At 64.8% G+C, this 20,119-nt stretch carries 16 protein-coding genes and 1 tRNA gene; 8 read left to right on the top strand and 9 right to left on the bottom strand.

What is annotated here, in order from left to right; genetic code table 11:
• The first annotated feature begins 69 nt into the window (after positions 1 to 69).
• The 5 genes from ACODTA_RS02385 to ACODTA_RS02365 all read left to right on the top strand — a co-directional run bounded on the left by ACODTA_RS02385 (position 70) and on the right by ACODTA_RS02365 (position 5,492).
• Positions 70 to 1,464 (top strand): efflux transporter outer membrane subunit, encoded by a 1,395-nt coding sequence (locus ACODTA_RS02385; protein WP_489064206.1) that lies wholly within the window; start codon positions 70 to 72, stop codon positions 1,462 to 1,464.
• Positions 1,461 to 3,023 carry an efflux RND transporter periplasmic adaptor subunit gene (locus ACODTA_RS02380; RefSeq protein WP_489064205.1) on the top strand — a complete coding sequence of 521 codons (1,563 nt, stop codon included), beginning with the start codon at positions 1,461 to 1,463 and terminating at the stop codon, positions 3,021 to 3,023. Before ACODTA_RS02385 ends, ACODTA_RS02380 begins: the two co-directional genes overlap by 4 nt.
• On the top strand, positions 3,013 to 3,714 hold the full coding sequence (locus tag ACODTA_RS02375) for an ABC transporter ATP-binding protein (protein ID WP_489064204.1): 702 nt from the start codon (positions 3,013 to 3,015) through the stop codon (positions 3,712 to 3,714). Before ACODTA_RS02380 ends, ACODTA_RS02375 begins: the two co-directional genes overlap by 11 nt.
• Positions 3,714 to 4,922: an ABC transporter permease gene (locus ACODTA_RS02370; RefSeq protein WP_489065378.1), complete on the top strand. Its 1,209-nt coding sequence runs from the start codon at positions 3,714 to 3,716 to the stop codon at positions 4,920 to 4,922. The genes ACODTA_RS02375 and ACODTA_RS02370 overlap by 1 nt, the downstream gene beginning before the upstream one ends.
• Positions 4,923 to 5,213: 291 nt before the next feature.
• Positions 5,214 to 5,492, top strand: coding sequence for an integration host factor subunit beta (locus ACODTA_RS02365; protein WP_489064203.1), 279 nt, complete (start codon positions 5,214 to 5,216; stop codon positions 5,490 to 5,492).
• A gap of 212 nt (positions 5,493 to 5,704) precedes the next feature.
• Here ACODTA_RS02365 and ACODTA_RS02360 read toward each other — a convergent pair whose 3' ends face one another.
• From ACODTA_RS02360 to ACODTA_RS02325, 8 genes are all read right to left on the bottom strand, one after another.
• A complete protein-coding gene (locus ACODTA_RS02360) occupies positions 5,705 to 6,472 on the bottom strand; it encodes an ABC transporter permease (RefSeq protein ID WP_489064202.1) in 768 nt (255 codons plus the stop codon).
• Positions 6,472 to 7,407 carry an ABC transporter ATP-binding protein gene (locus ACODTA_RS02355; protein WP_489064201.1) on the bottom strand — a complete coding sequence of 312 codons (936 nt, stop codon included), beginning with the start codon at positions 7,405 to 7,407 and terminating at the stop codon, positions 6,472 to 6,474. Before ACODTA_RS02355 ends, ACODTA_RS02360 begins: the two co-directional genes overlap by 1 nt.
• A 79-nt stretch (positions 7,408 to 7,486) precedes the next feature.
• Positions 7,487 to 8,908, bottom strand: coding sequence for a sulfatase family protein (locus tag ACODTA_RS02350; RefSeq protein WP_489064200.1), 1,422 nt, complete (start codon positions 8,906 to 8,908; stop codon positions 7,487 to 7,489).
• A 55-nt stretch (positions 8,909 to 8,963) separates the two neighbouring features.
• Entirely contained in the window at positions 8,964 to 11,456 is a 2,493-nt protein-coding gene (locus ACODTA_RS02345) for a TonB-dependent receptor (RefSeq protein WP_489064199.1), read from the bottom strand.
• Positions 11,457 to 11,509: 53 nt separating this feature from the next.
• On the bottom strand, positions 11,510 to 12,784 hold the full coding sequence (locus ACODTA_RS02340; protein WP_489064198.1) for an MFS transporter: 1,275 nt from the start codon (positions 12,782 to 12,784) through the stop codon (positions 11,510 to 11,512).
• On the bottom strand, positions 12,774 to 13,433 hold the full coding sequence (pgmB, locus tag ACODTA_RS02335; RefSeq protein WP_489064197.1) for a beta-phosphoglucomutase: 660 nt from the start codon (positions 13,431 to 13,433) through the stop codon (positions 12,774 to 12,776). The genes ACODTA_RS02340 and pgmB overlap by 11 nt, the downstream gene beginning before the upstream one ends.
• A complete protein-coding gene (locus tag ACODTA_RS02330; RefSeq protein WP_489064196.1) occupies positions 13,430 to 15,730 on the bottom strand; it encodes a glycoside hydrolase family 65 protein in 2,301 nt (766 codons plus the stop codon). Before ACODTA_RS02330 ends, pgmB begins: the two co-directional genes overlap by 4 nt.
• Before the next feature lie 118 nt (positions 15,731 to 15,848).
• Complete coding sequence (locus ACODTA_RS02325) at positions 15,849 to 16,850, bottom strand: substrate-binding domain-containing protein (RefSeq protein WP_489064195.1); 1,002 nt, start codon at positions 16,848 to 16,850, stop codon at positions 15,849 to 15,851.
• 203 nt (positions 16,851 to 17,053) lie between these two features.
• On the opposite strand from ACODTA_RS02325, the gene ACODTA_RS02320 reads away from it, so the two are divergent.
• Positions 17,054 to 18,091: an alpha/beta hydrolase gene (locus ACODTA_RS02320; protein WP_489064194.1), complete on the top strand. Its 1,038-nt coding sequence runs from the start codon at positions 17,054 to 17,056 to the stop codon at positions 18,089 to 18,091.
• A 24-nt stretch (positions 18,092 to 18,115) separates the two neighbouring features.
• Here ACODTA_RS02320 and ACODTA_RS02315 read toward each other — a convergent pair.
• Positions 18,116 to 18,200, bottom strand: a tRNA-Leu gene (locus tag ACODTA_RS02315).
• 134 nt (positions 18,201 to 18,334) lie between these two features.
• On the opposite strand from ACODTA_RS02315, the gene ACODTA_RS02310 reads away from it, so the two are divergent.
• Positions 18,335 to 18,517 carry a hypothetical protein gene (locus ACODTA_RS02310; RefSeq protein WP_489064193.1) on the top strand — a complete coding sequence of 61 codons (183 nt, stop codon included), beginning with the start codon at positions 18,335 to 18,337 and terminating at the stop codon, positions 18,515 to 18,517.
• Between the two features lie 129 nt (positions 18,518 to 18,646).
• Positions 18,647 to 20,086, top strand: a complete 1,440-nt coding sequence (locus ACODTA_RS02305; RefSeq protein WP_489064192.1) for an ABC transporter substrate-binding protein — start codon at positions 18,647 to 18,649, stop codon at positions 20,084 to 20,086.
• The last annotated feature ends 33 nt before the right edge of the window (positions 20,087 to 20,119 follow it).

Below are 20,119 nucleotides of genomic sequence, written 5' to 3'. Positions count from 1 at the left end.
GAGGAAAGACGGCACGCAAGCCGCATGAATTTCATTCCCCGTTCAGGCGGAAACGGAGTCAATCCACGGGTGCCCAGCAAGCTGATCCTATCATTGAGCCTCGCCTCGCTGGTCGCGGGGTGTGCGGCAGGGCCCGATTACCGGCCCGCGCCCCCGGCCGAGCTCGGGGTTCCCCAGTCCTACATTCAGGGCAGCGGCGCGCCGCTGTCCCCGGAAACCATGGCGAACTGGTGGACGCAATTGGGCGATCCCGCACTCGATGCGCTTGTCGAACGCGCGACCGCCGCAAATCTCGATCTTGCCCAGGCCACCGCCAGGCTTCGCCAGGCACGCGAAGCGCTGGTGCAGGCGCGCGCCGGGTTGTTGCCGACGCTCGACGCCTCTGCTGGCGCAGGACGTAATTTCAGCAGCCCGGGCACCGATCGCAGCAGTTTCTCGCTCGGCGGCGACGCGGCGTGGGAAATCGATATCTTCGGCGGCATCGGCCGCTCGATCGAGGCGGCACGCGCCGATGCGGAGGGCGCGGGCTATGATCTCGCCAATGTCCGCGTCGCCATCGTCGCCGAAGTCGCGACCAATTACATCCAGGCGCGCCTGTCGCAGGAACAACTGCGTATCGCGCGTGAGACCCTGACCAATGACAGCGAGAATCTCGATATCGCGGGCTGGCGCGTCCAGGCCGGACTGGTCTCGTCGCTCGATCAGGAACAGGCACGCGCGCAACGTGCAAGGACGGCTGCGTCGATCCCGAGCATCGAAGTCCAGTATCGCGGCGCACTCAACCGGATCGCCGTGCTGACCGGCGAGGCGCCGGGTGCCGCGACGGCCGCACTGGAGGCATCCGCCCCGATCCCGTCCGCGCCCGACACTATCGCGACCGGCATTCCCGCCGACACGCTGCGCCAGCGCCCGGATGTACGCGCAGCGGAACGCACGCTCGCCGCCGCGAGCGCGCGGATCGGCGTCGCCGAGGCGGATCTGCTGCCCTCGCTTCGAATCACGGGCAATATCGGCACCAGCGCCTTCTCGCTCGGTGGGTTGTTCGACACCATCACCGGCGGTCTCTTCGCAAACATCGCTCAATCGATCTTTGACGGCGGACGACGCCGCTCGGCCGTGCGTTCGCAGCAGGCGGCGGCCGACGCCGCCTTTGCCGCGTACAAGCAGACTGTGCTCACCTCGCTCGAGGATGTCGAGAATGGGGTCAACGCACTCGGTTCAGCCGGCACGCGCATGGGCGAGTTCACGACGGCGCTCGATGCCGCCAATAATTCGGCGATCCTGGCACGCAGCCAGTATCGCGCCGGCCTCACCGATTTCCAGACGCTCCTGCAGACCGAGCAATCCTTGCTCTCGGCGCGCAACAGCCTGGCCTCCAGCCGCGCGGACAAGGCGCAGGCGGTTGTTCAACTCTATCGCGCGCTCGGCGGCGGATGGCAAAGCATGGACGGAATTGCCCGATGAACGATACCACGACCACCGCCGGCCTCGACGATTTCCTGGGCGTTCAACCCGGCAAGCCCTGGCGCAAATGGGCGGTGCGCGGCGGGGCGCTGGCGCTGCTCATCATTCTTGTGCTGTTGGTCGCGCGCTGCTTCGGCGGCAGCGAGGAACCCAATTACACCACGCGCGAGGCGCGCAAGGGCGATCTGACCGTCACCGTTTCCGCCACGGGCAACCTGAAGCCGATCAATCAGGTGGATGTCGGCTCCGAGCAATCGGGCCTGATCACCGAAGTCTATGTCGACGTGAACGACCGGGTCACCAAGGGGCAATTGCTCGCAATTCTTGATCCCGCGCGGTTGAACGACGCGGTGACGCAAAGCCGTTCCCAGCTTTCCGCATCACAGGCCGGCGTCGCTCAGGCCGAGGCGCAGGAAGCCCTCGCGCGCGCGACCCTCGCGCGCCAGGAGGAGGTTTTCAGGCTGTCGGGCGGCAAGGTGCCATCGAAGACCGAACTCGACACGGCACGCGCAAATTTCCGCCAGGCAGTGGCGCAGGTGCGTTCGGCCCAGGCGCAGGTCGAGGTTTCGCGCGCGCAGCTTTCGTCCGCCCAGTTCAACCTCAGCCGCGCGCAGATCGTCTCTCCGGTCAACGGCGTCGTGCTGTCGCGCGATATCGAGCCGGGCCAGACGGTGGCGGCATCGTTCAACGCACCGGTGCTGTTCACCATTGCCGAGAATCTTCAGCAGATGGAGGTCGAGGTTTCAGTCGACGAAGCCGATGTCGGCCAGGTCAAGGACGGGCAGGAAGCGACCTTCACCGTCGACGCCTTTCCCGGTCGCCACTTCCCAGGCCGGATCACGCGGGTGAATGTCGGCTCCAACGCCGCAAGCAGCAGCAGTTCGTCGTCCTCCTCGTCGGCGGCATCGTCGAGCACGGGCACCGTGGTCGCCTATACCGCCGTCCTTTCGGTCCAGAACGCTGACGAGACGCTCCGGCCGGGCATGACCGCGACCGCCGATATCGTCACGAAGCAGCTTCAGAACGTCCTGCTCGTCCCCAATTCGGCTCTCCGTTTCAATCCGCAACAGGCCGGTGGTAGCCAGCGCGGCGGGATCACCAGCCAGATCGTTCCCGGCCCCCGCCGCTTCGGCAATCGCGCCACGCGTGAAGTCAGTTTCGGCGCGGGGAGCCGCCAGACTGTTTATGTGGTGGGCGACGACGGCAAACCCAAGTCGATCGACGTCGTCATCGGCGACAGCGACGGCAATCGGACGGTCATCACCGGCGGCGACCTCAAGGAAGGCATGAAAGTCATCACCGGCCAGCTCGCGGCCGGACAGCAGGCGCCAGAAGCGGATCGCGGCGAGGGCCAAGCGCGTGGCAGCGGCAAGCGCGGCGGCCCGGATGCGCCCGCCAACGGAACGACGCCCGCGACCTTACCGCCATCCGGCTCCGGTCAGACCGGCACCGCCGCCGGTGCCAGCACGACTTCGCCGCGAGACAGCGGCGGGGCCGAAACACCGGAACGCCGCCAGCGCGGACAATCCGGCGGAGCGGCCGCGCCCAATGGCCAATGATCCGATCATCCGCCTGCGTGGGGTCACCAAGACCTATGGCAGCGGCCCGACAGCCTTTCAGGCGCTGAAGGGCGTCGATCTCGACATCCAGCGTGGCGACTTCATCGCTGTCATGGGGCCGTCGGGCTCGGGCAAGTCGACGACGATGAACATCCTCGGTTGTCTGGACGTGCCGAGCGGCGGATCGTTCGAGTTCAAGGGGCATCGAGTCGAATCGCTCGATCGCGACCAGCGCGCGCTGCTCCGCCGCCGCTATCTCGGCTTCGTCTTCCAGGGCTTCAACCTGCTGAGCCGCACGACCGCGCTCGAGAACGTGGAATTGCCCCTGCTTTATCGCGGCGAGGACAAGAAGGCGCGTTACGACGCCGGCATGGCCGCGCTCGACAAGGTCGGGCTGAAACCCTGGTGGGATCATACCCCGGCCGAACTGTCGGGCGGTCAGCAGCAGCGCGTCGCCATCGCGCGCGCGATCGTGACCAACCCCGACGTGCTGCTGGCCGACGAACCGACCGGCAATCTCGACAGCGAGCGCTCGATCGAGATCATGGAGTTGCTCACCGACCTCAATCGCAACAGCGGCATCACCGTGCTGATGGTGACGCACGAGCCCGACATGGCGGCCTTCGCGAACACCATCGTCCATTTCAAGGACGGGCTGGTCGAACGGATCGAAAAGGGGCAGCGCGCATGATCCTGGGCACCACCGTCACGCTCGCCTTCCGCGCGATCCTGCGCCACAAGCTGCGATCTTTCCTGACGACGCTGGGCATCATCATCGGCGTGGCGGCGGTCGTCACCATGACCACGCTGGGCAATGGCGCGACCGCTGCGGTGCGCGAGCAGATCGCCAGCCTGGGTGCGAATATCCTTCAGCTTCGCCCAGGCCAGGGTTTCGGCCGCGGCGGCGGTGGACCACGGCCGCCCGATTTCAAACCAGAAGACGTGACCGCGATCGCCAACCAGATCACCGGGGTCCGTGCCGTCGCGCCGCAGGCGCAGACGTCGGGCACCGCGATCTACGAAGGCAACAACTGGTCGACGACGATCAACGGCACCACCGCGTCCTATTTCGAGGCGCAGCAATGGGCGCTGGAATCGGGGCGACTGTTCATGCCGGAGGAGGAAGAAGCCGGTAAACCGGTCTGCATCATCGGCAGCACGCTGCGGCGCAACCTGTTCAAACAGGCCGATCCGCTCGGCCAGCGCTTCCGTATCAAGGGCATCAGTTGCCAGGTGGTCGGCGTTCTTACCACACGGGGCCAGGGCGGTTTCGGCCAGGATCAGGACGATGTGGCGGTGATGCCGATCAAGTTCGTCCAGCGGCGATTCACCGGCAACCGCGACCTCGGCCTGATCATGGTCGCTGTCGACGACGCTTATGACACGTCGGTCGTGCAGACCTCGCTGGAGGGACTGATGCGCGAACGGCGCCGCATCAAGCCCGGCGACCAGGACAATTTCAACGTGTTCGATACCAAGCAGATCTCGGACACGCTGACCGGCACCACGACGATCCTGACCCAGATCGTCGCGGCGGTGGCAGCGATCTCCCTGCTCGTCGGCGGTATCGGCATCATGAACATCATGCTGGTTTCAGTGACTGAACGCACGCGCGAGATCGGCATCCGCCTCGCCATCGGCGCGGTCGCCAGCGAAGTGCTGCTTCAGTTCCTGGTCGAAGCGATCGTGCTGTCGTGCCTGGGCGGATTGATCGGCATGTTCATCGCCTTGATCGCGTCAATCGCGATCGCACCGCTGATGCAGGTTCCTTTCATCTTCGACGTGAAGATCAACCTGCTTGCCTTTCTTTTCTCAGCCGCGATCGGGGTGGTATTCGGTTATTTTCCGGCTCGTCGTGCGGCGCAACTCAATCCGATCGACGCGCTTCGGCACGAATAACGAGCGATTCGCTGCCGAAACGACCTTCGCGCTTTGGAGTGGTTTTTTGAGGCTGAGTGGAATTCGCCAGTCTTTCCAATCGACTGCCTGATTCCATGGTCCCGCTTCGGCACGACCGTTCCCGAATGTTTCGCAGAAAAACTTGCGATTTGAAGCGTTTTTGGGCAAGTTGATCGAGGTTAGCCGTCGATATCCTTCGCCGGTTTCCAGGAAAATTCCGTCCGGTTTTCGGGCGGCCGGCCCTTGTCGGGATGGGTCGGGGCTTTGCCAATGTGGTTTAGGGGTTTGGGAATGATCCGATCAGAACTCGTCCAGCGGCTCGCCGGCGAAAATCCCGATCTTTCGATCAAGGATGTGGAGCGCATCGTCGATGTGTTCTTCGACGAGATCACCGCACGCCTGGCAGAAGGCGGACGCGTCGAGCTTCGCGGCTTCGGCGCCTTCTCGACGCGCGCACGCACGGCCCGCGTCGGCCGCAACCCGCGCACCGGCGAGTCGGTGGACGTGGACGCGAAACGTGTCCCTTATTTCAAGCCGGGCAAGGAAATGCGCGAGCGCCTGAACGTCTGAGGCGCGCGCAATTCGGGTTATGCCGGCCTGAAAACGGCGATATTCTGTGCTTCCGGCGCCGACGTGCTGAACTGCGCGGTGCTCCGGTTTTCAAGTTTCTCGATTTTGACCGCGTGACGCGATCGTCCACGGCTCGGCTCGGCCTGCCCCCAATTCCAGCCCTCGAATCCCATACGGATGCGAAAGCTGATATCTGGCAAGATATTCCGCCCTCAATTCTTCAGCCGATATCCCGTCCGGAACATCCAGCCGACGACGCCGAGGCAGATCAGCAGGAACACGAAGACCGCGATCAGGCTCACTTCGATCGCGACGTCGCTCTTGCCGAAGAAGGTCCAGCGGAAACCGCTGATCAGATAGACCACCGGATTGAACAAGGTGACCGTCCGCCACGCCGCGGGCAGCATATCGATCGAGTAAAAGGCGCCGCCCAGAAAGGTCATCGGCATCACCACCAGCATCGGCACGACCTGAAGCTGTTCGAAGCTTTGCGCCCAGATGCCCAGGATGAAGCCGAACAGGCAGAATGTGACCGCCATCAGCAGCATGAAGAAGATCATGGCCAGCGGATGAGCGACCTGCACATCGACGAACAGGTGCGCGGTCGCGAAGATGATCGAGGCGATGACGATCGATTTGGTCGCCGCCGCACCAACATAGGCGACGACGGTCTCGAACGCCGAAACCGGCGCGGAGAGCAGTTCGTAAATCGTCCCCGACCATTTGGGCATGTAGATGCCGAAGCTGGCGTTGAAGATGCTCTCCGTGAACATCGTCAGCATCATCAGCCCCGGCACGATGAACGCGCCATAGGGCACCCCGCCGATCTCCGTCATCCGCGATCCGATCGCCGAGCCGAAGACGATGAAATAAAGCGAGGTGGTGATGACCGGCGTGATCAGGCTGGTCAGCACGGTCCGCCCGAAGCGCGCGACCTCGAACTTGTAGATCGCCCAGACACTGTGAAGGTTGAACGCCATCATTTGCTCCCCGCGCCGTCATGGACGAGGCTCACGAAGATCTCCTCCAGCGAGCTCTGGCGCGTGTTGAGGTCCTTGAAGCCGATGCCGAGGTCGCTCATCCGCCGCAGCAGCGACGGAATGCCGGTGCGCTCGTCATGCGTATCGAACACATATTCAAGCTCATGGCCGTCGTCCTTCAACTCCAGCGTCCAGTCCGACAGCCCGTCCGGAAGTGCCGTCATCGGCTCGGACAGGTTGAGCGTCAGCGTCTTCTTGCCGAGCTTCTTCATCAGCGCGGTCTTTTCCTCGACCAGGATCAGTTCGCCCTTGCTGATCACCCCCACCCGATCGGCCATCTCCTCGGCCTCCTCAATATAATGAGTGGTCAGGATGATGGTGACACCGCTCTGGCGTAGTTCGTGGACAAGCCCCCACATATCGCGGCGCAGCTCGACATCGACGCCGGCGGTCGGCTCGTCGAGGAACAGGATCTCGGGCTCGTGGCTCAGCGCCTTGGCGATCATCACGCGGCGCTTCATGCCGCCCGACAATTCCATGATCTTGGACTTGCGCTTGTCCCACAGCGACAGGTCGCGCAGGATCTTCTCGATATAGGCCGGGTTGGGCGCCTTGCCGAACAGCCCGCGCGAAAAGCTGACCGTGGCGAGCACCGTCTCGAACGCGTCGGTATGCAGTTCCTGTGGCACCAGCCCGATCTTGGTGCGCGCGGCGCGATAGTCGCGCACGATGTCGTGGCCATCGGCGGTCACCATGCCCGAACTTGGCCGCACGATCCCGCAGATGATGCTGATGAGCGTGGTCTTGCCGGCCCCATTGGGGCCAAGCAAGGCGAAGATCTCACCTTTGCGAATCTCCAGATCCACGCGCTTCAGCGCCTGGTGGCCGGATTTGTAAGTCTTGGTGAGATCCGAGATCGAGATGATCGGCTGCATGGGTCGGATATTTAGGCGCTGACCCTGCCGACTGCAACGACCACAAGCATCATCTCGCGCGCAATAGACTGGCGGACAGTCAATGCTGCTCCGGCTGATGCGGGGAGGTCTGGCCTTCCAGCCACGGATCCCTGGTCGCGGCCCGCCACGCGGTCAGCCGCGAAGCCAGGGCCTCGCGCTCCACGCGTCGATCCGCCTGTTCGGCAAGGTTGACCACCTCGTCGCGATCGCGCGTGAGATCGTAGAATTCGCGCGCCGGGCGCTGGAGATAGGCCGCCTGGGTTCGCCGCCCGATCCGGATCCGGGAATCCGACGCGATCGCCTTCCAGCTCTCCGACCCCGCCACGTCGCCCGCGACCGGATAGGGCAATTGCCAGGCGAGATTCTCGATATAGCTGCGCGTGCGCGTGCGGATCGCGCGCATTGGATAATATTGATTGATCTCATGAAATTCGTGGCTGGCGAAGATCTCGTCCCAGCCGGGTGCGCTGCGTTGCCCCAGCAGCGGCAACAGCGAACGTCCGGGAAGCGCTTGGCGCGGCCCCGCCGTTCCCGTCCACGCCAAAATCGTCGGTGCGATATCGACCCAACTCACCATCGCGTCGCACACAGCCCCGCCGCCCACGCCCGGCGCGTGCACAATCAGCGGCAGATGCAGCCCCGGATCATAGAGATTGGTCTTGGCGCCCGGAAAGGGCCGGCCATTGTCGCTCAGGAAGATGATCAGCGTATCATCGCTATGCCCCGTTTTCTCGAGCATGGTGCGCAACATGCCGACACCCTGATCGAGGCGGCTGATCGATTCATAATATTGCGCGAGATCGGCGCGCACTTGCGGCAAATCGGGCAGATGCGAAGGCACCGTCACGCGCGCCGGATCATATCTGACCTCCTCCACCCGGGGCCAGGGCCGGTCGTTCCCGAAATTGACGGGCGCGCGATGCGGATCGCTATAGCCGATGGTGACGAAGAAGGGCTTGTCTCCGGCAGCGCGGACGAACTGCTCGGTCGCGTCGGCGATCAGCGCGACGTCGCGGATGCCCGATTTCTCGGGCGCAAGCTCCGCGTCATATGGAAAGGCGCTGTCCGGACGGATATGTTTCTTGCCGACAAGCGCGGTCGCATATCCTGACGCCTTGAGCAGGGCCGGAAGCGTTTCCACGCCGTCCCTCAGCGACTGGTTGTGAACGTCGTGCGCCAGCCCGTACATTCCGTTCTGGTGGGTGTAGAGCCCGGTATAAAGCGTGGCCCGGCTCGGGCTGCATGACGATACCGCGGCATAGCCATGATCGAAGCGCGTGCCCTCTTTCGCCAGCGCATCGAGATGCGGCGTCTTCACCGCAACGCCAAGGCTTCCCAGGTCGAGCCCCTGGTCGTCGCTCACCACCAGCAGCACATTGCGCCTGCGTGCGCGATCGAGTCCGGCGGCTAGCCCCCGCCCCGCCTGAGCGAGACCCAGCACCGCGCCGGCCCCGATGCCCAGGACCTCCCTGCGCTTCATCTCCATACCCTCTTTCTCCTTTAGCGCCGGGCCGGCAGCGGCCCGGCGTGCGCGATCAGAAGCGATACACCGCCGTCGCCTGGAAGGAGCGGCCGAAGTTCGAGCGCGCGATGACCGATCCGCCGGTGGTGCCGATGATCCGCGCATTGCCCTCGGTCAACGCCAGCGTGTTGGTGAGGTTGTTGACCGTCACCTGCAGTTCGAACGGATCGACCTTCAGCGCGGCGCCCAGATCGATCGTGTCATAGGCGGGCAGCTTCTGAAGGTTCTGGATGTCCGAGAAGCGCGCGCCGACATGGGTATAGGCGCCAAACAGCGTCAGATCGCCGCCATCGAACGGGATCATGTAGCTGGGGCCGATCCGCGCCTGGAAGCTCGGCTGGCGCGGCACCCGATAGCCGTTCTGGACGCCATTGGCGACGCCGGCGTCGATATCGCGGAACCGTGCGCGGAAGGCGGTGGCGTTGAAGTTGATCGCAAGGTTGCGCGTCGGACGCAGCGCGCCTTCGAGTTCGGCGCCCCAGGTCCGCGATCCGGCGACCGCGATCACGGTGGTGATCGCGCCCGTGGTCGGGTTCACCACCTGCTGCGAATAGGTCTGGCCTTCGAAGTCGTTGCGGAACAGCGTTAGCGATGCATCCAGGAACCGCTGCGCCGTCTTGAAGCCCAGTTCATATTGCTTGACCTTCTGGACGGTGCGGAAGCCGCCATAGATTTCGTCGAAGGTGGGGAAGCGGAAGCCCGAGTTGATCCGCACGAAGGTGGTGAGGCGCGGCGTGATGTAATAATTCGCACCTGCGGTGTAGGAGAACTGCGTCTTCGAATATTCATAAGCGCGCGTCTGCCCGGTGAGCACGGACACGGCATTGTTGTAGACCGTCAGCAGGTTGTTATCGAGGTTGACGTTCGAGGCAAGCCCGACCGAACCGCTCGTCTTGTAATGTTCCACGCGCACGCCGGCATCGACGCGCAGCGCGTCGCTTACTTCCCATTCGTCGGCGATGAAGCCGGCGATGTTCGTGCCGTCGAAACTGTCGCTGAAATTGTTGGTGGCATAGCCCGTGAAGCCATTCTGTGTGATCTGCGCGCCGTTGTTGAGCGTCACATCGATGCGACGGGCATTCGGTTCGAACGCCAGCAGCGCATTGTTGCCCTGGTACCAAAGGTCGCTGATCGAATGCGTCGCGAAATAGGATCCGATCGTGAAATTATGCTGTCCGAAAGTCCGGCTCACGCGCAGATCGTTGGTGAAGGTTTCGACATGCTTGTCGATCGACCAGAAGCCGGCGACGATCACGGGCTGGTTGCCGTCGGTGATCGCGGTGCCCGTGGAGGTGAACCGCGCCGTGCCTGAGGTCGCGAGACCGGCGGCGGCCACGATTCCCGGGGTCGCGTTGATCGCGGTCACCCGTCCCGCGATATAGGCGCTCAGCGTGGTCGGAACGGCGCTGGTGAAGATCGCGCGCGTGTCCGCCGTGCCCGTCAGATACCCGATCTTGTTGCTGATGCGCCAATCGCCGGGCGTGAAATCGAAGCTGCCGCCGAACTGGGTGAGCTTGATGGTCCGCCCGTCGGAGAAATCGCGGTTGATCGTCCCCGGCGTGGCGCCCGGCGTCACCTGGAAGGTGAGCAAACGGGTATCCTCGCCGGCCAACGCATCCTTGCGCTGATCGAAGAAGGGATAGACGCTCAGCTTTCCGCTGGCGGAGGACAGCAACGGTGCACCCGAGAAGAAGACATTGGAATCCTTCACGCGGCGGGCCCACACCGTCACTTCACCATCCGCGAAGCGATGGGTGAGCGTCGCGCTTATCTGCCCGCCGTCATCGGCGCGGAACTGGGTATCGCGCAGGCCGTCGCTGACGCGATAGAAACCACCGACCGTCGCATACCAGCCCTCGCCGATCTTGCCGCCCAGGAACCCGTCGAACCGGTAAAGGCCTTCGGCGCCGACCGTGACGCGTGCGCTTCCTTCGGGAACGTCCTTGCCCTTTTTCTGGATGAAGTTGAGCGTGATGCCCGGCTGGCCGTTGGAAAAGATCGGACTGGGGCCGCCACGAAGCACCTCGGTGCGTTCGACGGTGTCGTCGACGCGGAACAGGCTGAAGCTTTCGATGAAGCCCAGGGTATTGGGCGGAAACAAGGTGGTGCCGTCGAGCTGGACGGTGGAGAATTGCCCGCCGCCGTTCATCGGAAAGCCGCGCACGCCGACGCGCAGGCCCGCGACGCCGCCGGATGACTCGATATAGGTGCCCGGCACCGTCTTGAGCACGTCCGCGGTGCTCAGCGGCGTGATGCGCTGCAGGTCTTCCGCCGTGACCGTCGTGATCGAGAAGCCGGCATCCAGCCGGCGCAGGCCGCTCGACCGCGCCGTGCCGGTGACAACGATATCATTCGCAGCGGAGTCGTCGCCGCCCTGATCATTGGCGGATCCAGCCGGTTGCGACTGGCCGGCTCCGGCAGCGCCATTATCCTCGGCATAGGCCGGCGCCGTCATCAGGACCGAAGCCGCGGAGGCCAGCAACACTGTGCGCGTGTCGAAAATCATCGGTGTTTTTCCTTTCCCTGCATATCTCGTTTTCATGTGCCTTCGCCCCAAAATCAGTCCGTGACCGCCTGTGCGGCCGCCCTTTCACCAAGCATCCGATGCATCAGCACCAGCAGCAGCCCGAGCAACAGCGCGGGAACGACCACAAGTTTGAAGGCAGTCGCGCCGCCCAGCGCCGCGAACACCCGGCCCGTCACCAGAGAGCCGGTGGTGCCGCCGAGCGCGGAGAAGACGATGATCAGCCCGGTCATCGCGGCATGCCGTTCGCGTGGCAGCGATGACAGGATCGTCGAGTTGATCGTCGGATAGATCGGCGCCAGGAACAGCCCGATCAGCGGCATCGCATAAGTTGCGAGCGGCGCGTTGAACCAGTTCATGTCCGGATGCGGCGACGATCGCGCGGCGATCGGCATGACGATCAGGACGACCGCCAGAATGCCGACGATGCATCCCAGCAGCACCGGCAGCCCACCGGCCACGCGAACCAGCCCCCCTGCCCCCAACCGGCCGATCGCGAGTGCAGCAGCGAACAGGCTCGCCGCCTGTACGCTCATCGCCGTCGGCAGATGCAGCACTTCGGCATTGAATGTGGGCAGCCAGGTGCCCACGCCCTGCTCGATCAGCACGTAGAGGAATGCCGAGAAAACGAACACGAACACCGCAGGGCGCGCGACCAGCGCCATCATTGCCCGCATATCCTGGATCGGGCCGGACGACGCGGGATCGACGGCGCCGCGTTCGTCGAAGGGGCTCGCCGCGAGCAACGCCATGTTGGCCAGCGCGACAGCGAAGAGGATCCAGTAGACATCGAGCCAGCCGTTGCCCGACGGATCGGCGGGATCGATGAAGGCGGCGAACAACCAATAACCGCCGAGCACGCCGACCATGAACAACCCTTCGATCAGGTTGGTGAGGGCTGCGTGGGAACGCCGGTCTTCAGTCACCAGCCCGATCGTCGCGTAGGTCGAGGTCTTGACGAGCGCGAATGCCACCCCCGTCAACAGGAACATCAGCTTGGCCGTGGCGAATGACGGGATCAGCGGCATGGCCAGCGCCCCCGCCGCGACCAGACACAGCCCCACGATCATCGCACGACGATAGCCGAACCGGGGCAATATCGCCGCGACGGCGAGCGAAACGATCGCGATCGGCAGATCCTTGAAGGCTTCGAGGATCGCGGCTTCGGCCTTGGCGATACCGAAGCTCAGCATTGCCTGAAGGATCACCGTGCCGACGCTGTTCAGCAGGATCGCGAAATTCGCGTAGGTGAGGATCAGCGCAAGCGCGACCCGCCGGCGCTGCGCGCGTATCGCCATCTCAGCGGGCATGATAATTCTCCAGCCGGAAATCGGCGATGGAGGGAATGACGCGATCCGCGTCCGAAAGCACCTGCGGATCGCCGATGCCGATCGCGAACATGCCGGCGGCATGGATCGCCGCGACACCGGCCGGCGCGTCCTCCACACCCAGGCATCGATCTGGGGACATGTCGAGTTGGCGGGCGGCGGCCAGGAAGATGTCGGGCGCCGGCTTGCCGTGCGCGACCGACGCCGGGTCCACGACGACATCGAACAGGTCCGCGATGCCCAGGCGATCGATCAGGGCAGGTGCATTCCGGCTGGCCGAGCACAGGGCGCTGCGCAGACCGGCGCCGCGTACAGCGTACAAGGCCTCGCGCGCGCCGGGAAAAAGATCGGCGGGGCCGTAAGCCTGGATCGCCTCAAGATACCATCCGTTCTTGCGGCTCGCCAGCGCCTCGCGGCCTGCCTGATCGACGGAAAGGCCGCCATGCCGAAGCAGAAGATCGAGCGATCCCATGCGGTCGACGCCCTTCAGCGCCTCGTTCGTCGCTTCGTCGAAGGGCACGCCCAATTCGTCGGCCAGCCTTTTCCAGGCAGCATAATGTGCGTGGGCGGTGTCGGTCAGCACGCCGTCCAGGTCGAACAGGACCGCGGAGATGGGGGGTGGATGCCTCATCGTGCGGTGTCGCCGAACCATCTGCGATCGCCCGGTGCGAGCAGGATCTCGGTATCGCCGTGACACAGCGGCAGTGACGGCCCCGATGACAGTGAATAGCCACAACCGTCGCCCGTCACTTCAACATGCAGACGGGATCCCCGCCACGACAGGGTGAACGCATAACGATCCCATGCGTCGGGCAAAACAGGAGAAAAATGGGGGATGCCGCCGATCGGACGAAAGCCGGCGAAACCCCAGACCAGAGCCTGCCAGCTACCGGCCATCGCCGCCATATGCGCGCCATGATGCGTGTTGCGGTGCCGATCCTCGAGATCGACGAACGCCGCCTCGCGGAAATGGCGCATGGCTTCCGCATCGCGGCCCACCTCACTCGCCAGGATCGAGAATGCGCAGGCCGACAACGTCGAATCATGAACGGTCACGGACGCGTAGTGATCGAAGGCGCGGCGCTTGCGATCGCGATCGATATCCTCGCCCGCCAGGATCAAGGCATGGACGAGATCCGCTTGTTTCGCGACCTGGTGCCGATAAAGCGTCATCGGATGATAATGGAGCAGCAGCGGGAATTTGCGCGGGGGCGTTCCCGCGATATCCCAGCGCGGCTTGGACAGGAAGCTGTCGTCCTGCGCGTCGATATCGAGCGTTTCGTCATAAGGCAGGCGCATCGCATCGGCGATCGAGCGCCAACGTGCCACTTCCTCGTCCGTCACCGCCAGGCGCGCCGCGATCGCGTGCCATGCGTCCGGCCGTTCGGCACGCAGCCGGTCGACGCTGTTCGCGGCGAGGCGCAGATGCGCCTGCGCCATGCGGTTAGTGTACCAGTTATTGTCGATGAGCGCGGTATATTCGTCCGGGCCGGTCACGCCATGGATGCGAAACTCGCCCGATCCATCAATTGCATCATGCCCCAGCAGCGGCCAGATCCGGGCGGTCTCGATCAGCAGTTCCGCGCCCTTTTCGGCGAGGAAATCCAGATCGCCGGTCGTCGTATCGTAGAGGCCGACGGCAAAGGCGATATCGGCATTGATATGATATTGCGCCGAACCGCTTGGATAATGGGCGGAGCATTCGCGCCCCGCGATCGTCCGCCACGCGAAGAGCGCGCCGGCATCGAGATCGAGCGCCCGCGCATTGGCGCGCGCAGCCTCAAGCGTCGAGAAGCGGTAATCGAGCATCGCCCGGGCAAGCCGCGGCGCGGTACATGCCAGCATTGGCAGGACGAAGATCTCGCTGTCCCAGAAGCAATGGCCTTCATAGCCTTCGCCGGTCAGCCCCTTGGCCGCGACACCCGTCTCTCCCGTCCGGCTGGCCGCCTGGAAGACGTGGAACATGTTCAGCCTGAGCGCGAGCGCGGCCCGATCGTCTCCGTCGATCACGACGTCGGCGTCGCGCCAGAAGGAGGAAAGCGCATCTGCTTGTGCCTCGGCGATCGCTGCGAACCCGCGCGCGATCGCCGCGCGCACGTCACGATCCGCGCCACCATCGCGCCAGCGATAGGCGACCATTTTTTCAAACCGGAAGGGTCGCCCAGGCGCCGTTTTCGCCACCAGCCGCGTACCGACTCCACCCGCGACATCGAGCGGCTCACCCGTCAGGTCGTGCGCGATCGCGGCCGCCACTTCGATGTGACTTCGACGGGTGCGCTGGACCAGCAGGCCGCGCACCGCATCGCGGACGATCGTTTCCAGCCCCTGCCCGTCCCCCGAGGCACCGATCCTCGGATCATCGCCCTGCGCCGCGCCGGCCACCGATGGCAACAGCAGCGAGCGGACCTCGACCACTACCGGTCGGTCGAGCGCCTCGATCGTCAATCGCGTCGCAATCGTCGCGTCGGTGTCAAACGGCACAACCCGTTCGGATGTGACCGCGATCCGGCCATGCGCGCTGTCCCACACGCAGCGCCGCGTCAGCACGCCCGTGCGCAGGTCCAGCACGCGCTCGCTGGTGGCGGGCCAGAGCGTCGATCCAATCGAGACGCCATCGACGAACAGCTCGACAACCGTGCCGTCCGCCACCGGCACACGCGTATCGGTGCTGGTCGCAAAACCCTTGAGCTGCTCATGATAGTGGATCGGATTCTGCTCGAACACCGCGGCAAGGAAGGTCGAGGGGCGCCCCGCCGGAGCTTCCTCGATCACGCCGCGCACGCCGAGCGCACCGTTCGAAAGCGCGCAAAGCGTTTCGGCCCAGGGTTCGCGATCGGCCGGAATGTCGGACAAGGTCAAAAGCCAGCCGGCGCCAGCATCGCCGCCCGACCGCGCGCTCGTCATCGTCGAATCACCGTCGGCGAGCACCGACTCTCCTCCCCTGTTTCAAGCCGTCAGAGCGGCAATAGGCTTGCCTTAGCGGGAAATGATATCGATACCAAGCAAAATTGGTATCGATATCATAAAGAAGGATTCGGGGAGGAATTCAGGTTTGGCGACTGATCAAATTGGCGGAAACGATCCTGGCGGATGCCGGCGGGGCGCCGTCAGGCTCCAGGCTGGCGAGCAGGGTCGATGCCAGCAGCCGCCCGCCTTCCGTCCAGTCCTGCCGGATGCTGGTCAATGGCGGCACATGCGCCGCAGCGGCGGGCGAATCATCGTACCCCACCACCGAAACGTCTCGGCCAGGCAGCAGGCCATGCTCGCGCATCGCCCGCATCGCGCCGATCGCGACCAGATCGCTGCCAGCGAACACGCCGTCGAAAGCTATCCCTTGCCTGATCAGCGACGCCATGGCGGCGGCGCCACTCTCGATCGTGAAGCCGCTGCTGTGCGCGGCGATCAGCCGCGCACCATGCCCGGCGATGCCAGCCCTGAACCCCTCGAGCCGGCCGGCAAGCTCGGCATGGCTGCTGTCACCCAGGAAGATGAGCGATTGACGGCCATGCGCGCGCATATGTTCGGCCGCCAGCTCGCCGCCCCGGCGATTATCGCCGCCGATCACCACAACCCCGAGCGCGGATTCGACGCCGTCATCGGCGCCCCAGACCACCATGGGAACATCGTGCGCGGCGAGCGCCCGCACGGCATGGTGATGGGAGCCCTGGCCCAGCACGATGATCCCGCTCGCATCCTGCACTTCGGCGCTCATTCGCGGATCGCTGGTGGTCAGCACCACCGCGAAGCCCGCCACGGCGCATTCCTGGACGATGCCGCCCAGCAGCGCCAGCGGATAGGGATCCGACATCGGCCGGTCGTCGGTCGCGGACATGTCGATCACCACCGCGACGCGCCGGCGCTGGCGCAGCCGAAGATCGCGCGCGGCCAGATTGATCCGGTAGCCCGCGGCGGCGGCGGCATCGCGGATACGATCGCGGACTTCCGGGCGGACCAGTTCGCTCCCGCTCAACGCGCGCGAGACCGTGATCTTGGAGACGCCAGCGATCCGGGCGACATCCGCCATGGTCACGCGCCCATTGTCCGCCATGCGTCTTTTCCCCAATGTCGATGCCGGATCGCGGCCCGGCACCATAAGCCCGCGTATCCGACCATCCAGCCACGGGCAAGCGGGCGTGCCCCGGCATCATCCTGTTTGGGTAGGGACGAAAGATCATGCAAGCAGGCGATGCTTGCGGGACGCCATCGGATCATGCCGCGCACTTCGAACGGACGGACAGGGAAAGACAAGCAATGAGATCAGCCATTACGATCGCGAGCCTGTTCTGCGCGATGCCGGCCGTCGCGCAGGATCCCGCCGCACAGCAGGTGCCGGCCTTCACCCTGCCCCCGTCCAGCCAGCTCAGCGCCGAAGCCAGGCAGGTCCTGGCGCGCATGGCCGCCGCGAGAAGTCCGGATTTCAAGGGCGACATCGCCAAGTCCCGCGCATTTTTCCAGCGCTATAACGACGATCGCCTGGCGGAGATGCGCCGGCATTTTCAGACCAGCGAGCGGGAGACCACGATCGCCGGCGTTCCCGTCCACATCGTCACCCCGCGAAGCGGCGTCGCTGCCCGCCAGCGCAGGCGCGTGCTGATCAATGTCCATGGCGGCGCTTTCATGTGGGGATCCGGCAGCGGCGCATTGGTGGAAGCGATCCCGATCGCCGCCGTCATGGGGATCGAGGTCGTCACCGTCGACTACCGACTGACCCCGGAGAACCGCTATCCCGCAGCATCCGAGGACGTGACCACCGTCTATCGTGCGCTGCTGAAGAGCCACCGCGCCGCCACGATCGGCATTTATGGCTGTTCGGCGGGCGGTATCATCACCGCACAGGCGACCGCGTGGATCCGCAAGCAGGGACTTCCAAGGCCTGGCGCGATCGGAACCTTTTGTGGAACCGGCGCGCCCTATAGCGGCGACGGCCCATATCTGGCCGGCCCGACCACCGGATCGGGCCCAGCCCCGGTCGATCCGCTACCCGGCACACTCCCGACGGCCTATCTCGCCGGAATAGCGGCGGGCGATCCGCTGGCCTATCCGATGACGTCGCGGGAAGAGATCGCCGCCATGCCGCCGACCCTGCTGCTCGCGGGAAGCCGCGATTTCGCGGCCAGTGCACTGACGCTCGCGCACCGCGGCCTGAGCGCTGCGGGCGTATCTTCCGAACTGCATCTGTTCGACGGCCTGCCGCACGCATTCTTCGTTTGGCCGGACATGCCGGAATCGATCGAAGCCTATCGCTTGATCGCAACCTTCTTCGATCGACATCTGAAGCCTGGGCGCTGACGAATCGTGCCCGATCCATCCGCCTGGTGCCCCCTCCCGGACTCGAACCGGGACGCCCTAAGGCTCGGCATTTTAAGTGCCGTGCGTCTACCAATTTCGCCAAGGGGGCGCGGCGGCCCTCATGGAACGGGGAAGCATCGCAACGCAAGCCGTGATCGCAACACGCGGATGAATTCGGCCGCTTCGATCGTTCTCTCCATGCCGGCCCTGCAATCGGCCGGCCTGTAATGGAGGCAGCGTATCATGAGACATTCCGCCGTGGGATGGCCCCGTATCGAGAGCGAAGGCGGTGGTGCGAAGATCCTCGTCGGCATAAGGCTCGACAGGGATCTCGTCGCCGCGCTCGACGACTGGATCGCGCGCGAGGATCCATCGATCAGCCGCCAGGAAGCGATCCGCCGAATGATCGTCGAGCGGCTGGCCTGAGGCGGCCGAGACGACCATCAGCATTTGCCGCGTCGGCAGGGTTACGGTAACCCCGATCACAACATGATGACCCATGGTGATCCAGCGGTGTGGCCGTATGTCCGGCTCTTTGTCCGTCGAGTCCTGCGCGTGGCCCTCACCGCCGTGGCGACCGCGTCGCTCGCTGGATGCGGGAATCAGGACGAACCCGACGGGCCGATCCGGGTCAGCGTCATCGGGCCTACGCCTGAGATCACCGCCGTAGGGCGCGATGAGGCGGCCGCACCGCAAGCCGCATTGCTTCTGTCGGTTGCGCAGGGGCTGGTCGCGCTCGACGCGTCGGGGCGGATCGAACCCGGACTTGCACAGCGCTGGATCGTTTCGGATGACGGACTGAGCTATATCTTCAGGCTGCGCCGCGCCGAATGGCGACCCGGCCGCAGGGTAACGACGGAGGAACTGGCGCGCAGCCTGCGCGCCGCGGTCAATCCGGGACAGGGCAATCGCTTCGCCCCCTATTTCAGCGCGGTGGATGAAATCGTCGCCGTCACGCCGGAAATCCTGGAAATCCGCCTCAGCCGCCCACGCCCGCATTTCCTCGACCTGCTTACCCAACCGGAGATGGGTTTCCTCCAGCGCAAGCAAGGCACCGGCCCATATCGCATCACAGGGCAGAGAAACGGCGTGATCGCGCTGGCACCGATCGCCGATCCCGATTTTCCCGAGGAGCAGCAGGCGCGCTATCCGGTGGCGCTGCACGCGGAACGGGCGGCGCGCGCACTTGCCCGTTACGGCCGTGGCCAGGCCGATCTCGTGCTGGGGGGGACGTTTGTCGATCTCGCGGTCGCGCGCGCGCTGGATCCGCCGACGACGCAGCTTCGCTTCGATCCGGCCCGAGGCTTGTTCGGTCTTGCGGTCACGAGCGAGGAAGGTTTCCTGAGCAGCGCCGAAAATCGCGCGGCGATCGCGATGGCCATCGATCGCGACGCGCTGGTGTCGGCTTTCGGCGTTCCAAACTGGAAACCGATGCTGTCGATCGTTCCGGATCGGTTGGAAATGCCCGCCGGTCCGGCATTGCCAGAATGGGCGGCCCTGCCGATGGCGCAGCGGATCGCGCTCGCGCGCGGGCGCGTCACCGCATGGCGCGGGAACAATCCCGAATTTCCGCGCATGCGGATCGCGTTGCCCAAAGGCCCTGGCGCACGGCTGCTGTTCACGCGGATCGCCATCGACCTCGGCCGGATCGGCGTGATCGCCCAGCGTGTCCCCTTCGAAGCGCCTGCCGACCTGCGCCTGATCGACTCAGTCGCCCCCAATGACAGCGCGACCTGGTATCTTACGCGCCTTTCGTGCGGAGTCGGCCTGCCATGCGGCGAAACCGGCGGCGCGGCACTTGCCGCCTCGCGCGCCGCCTCGACGCTGGCGGAACGTGCGGCAAGGCTGGTCGAGGCCGACGCGGCCTATGCCGTCAATACGCCCTTCATCCCGCTTGCGACGCCGCTGCGCTGGTCGCTGGTTCGCCCGTCGCTGCGCGGCTTCCGCACCAACAACCGCGCCGCTCATCCATTGCATCACCTGTTGAACGACTGAGCACAGCTCCCATATCGTTCATTCAGGAGAGGA

The organism is Sphingomonas sp. FG14 (assembly GCF_057809675.1).
The sequence above is the reverse complement of the archived record's forward strand: the minus strand, read 5'-3'. Positions and strand labels throughout refer to the sequence as shown.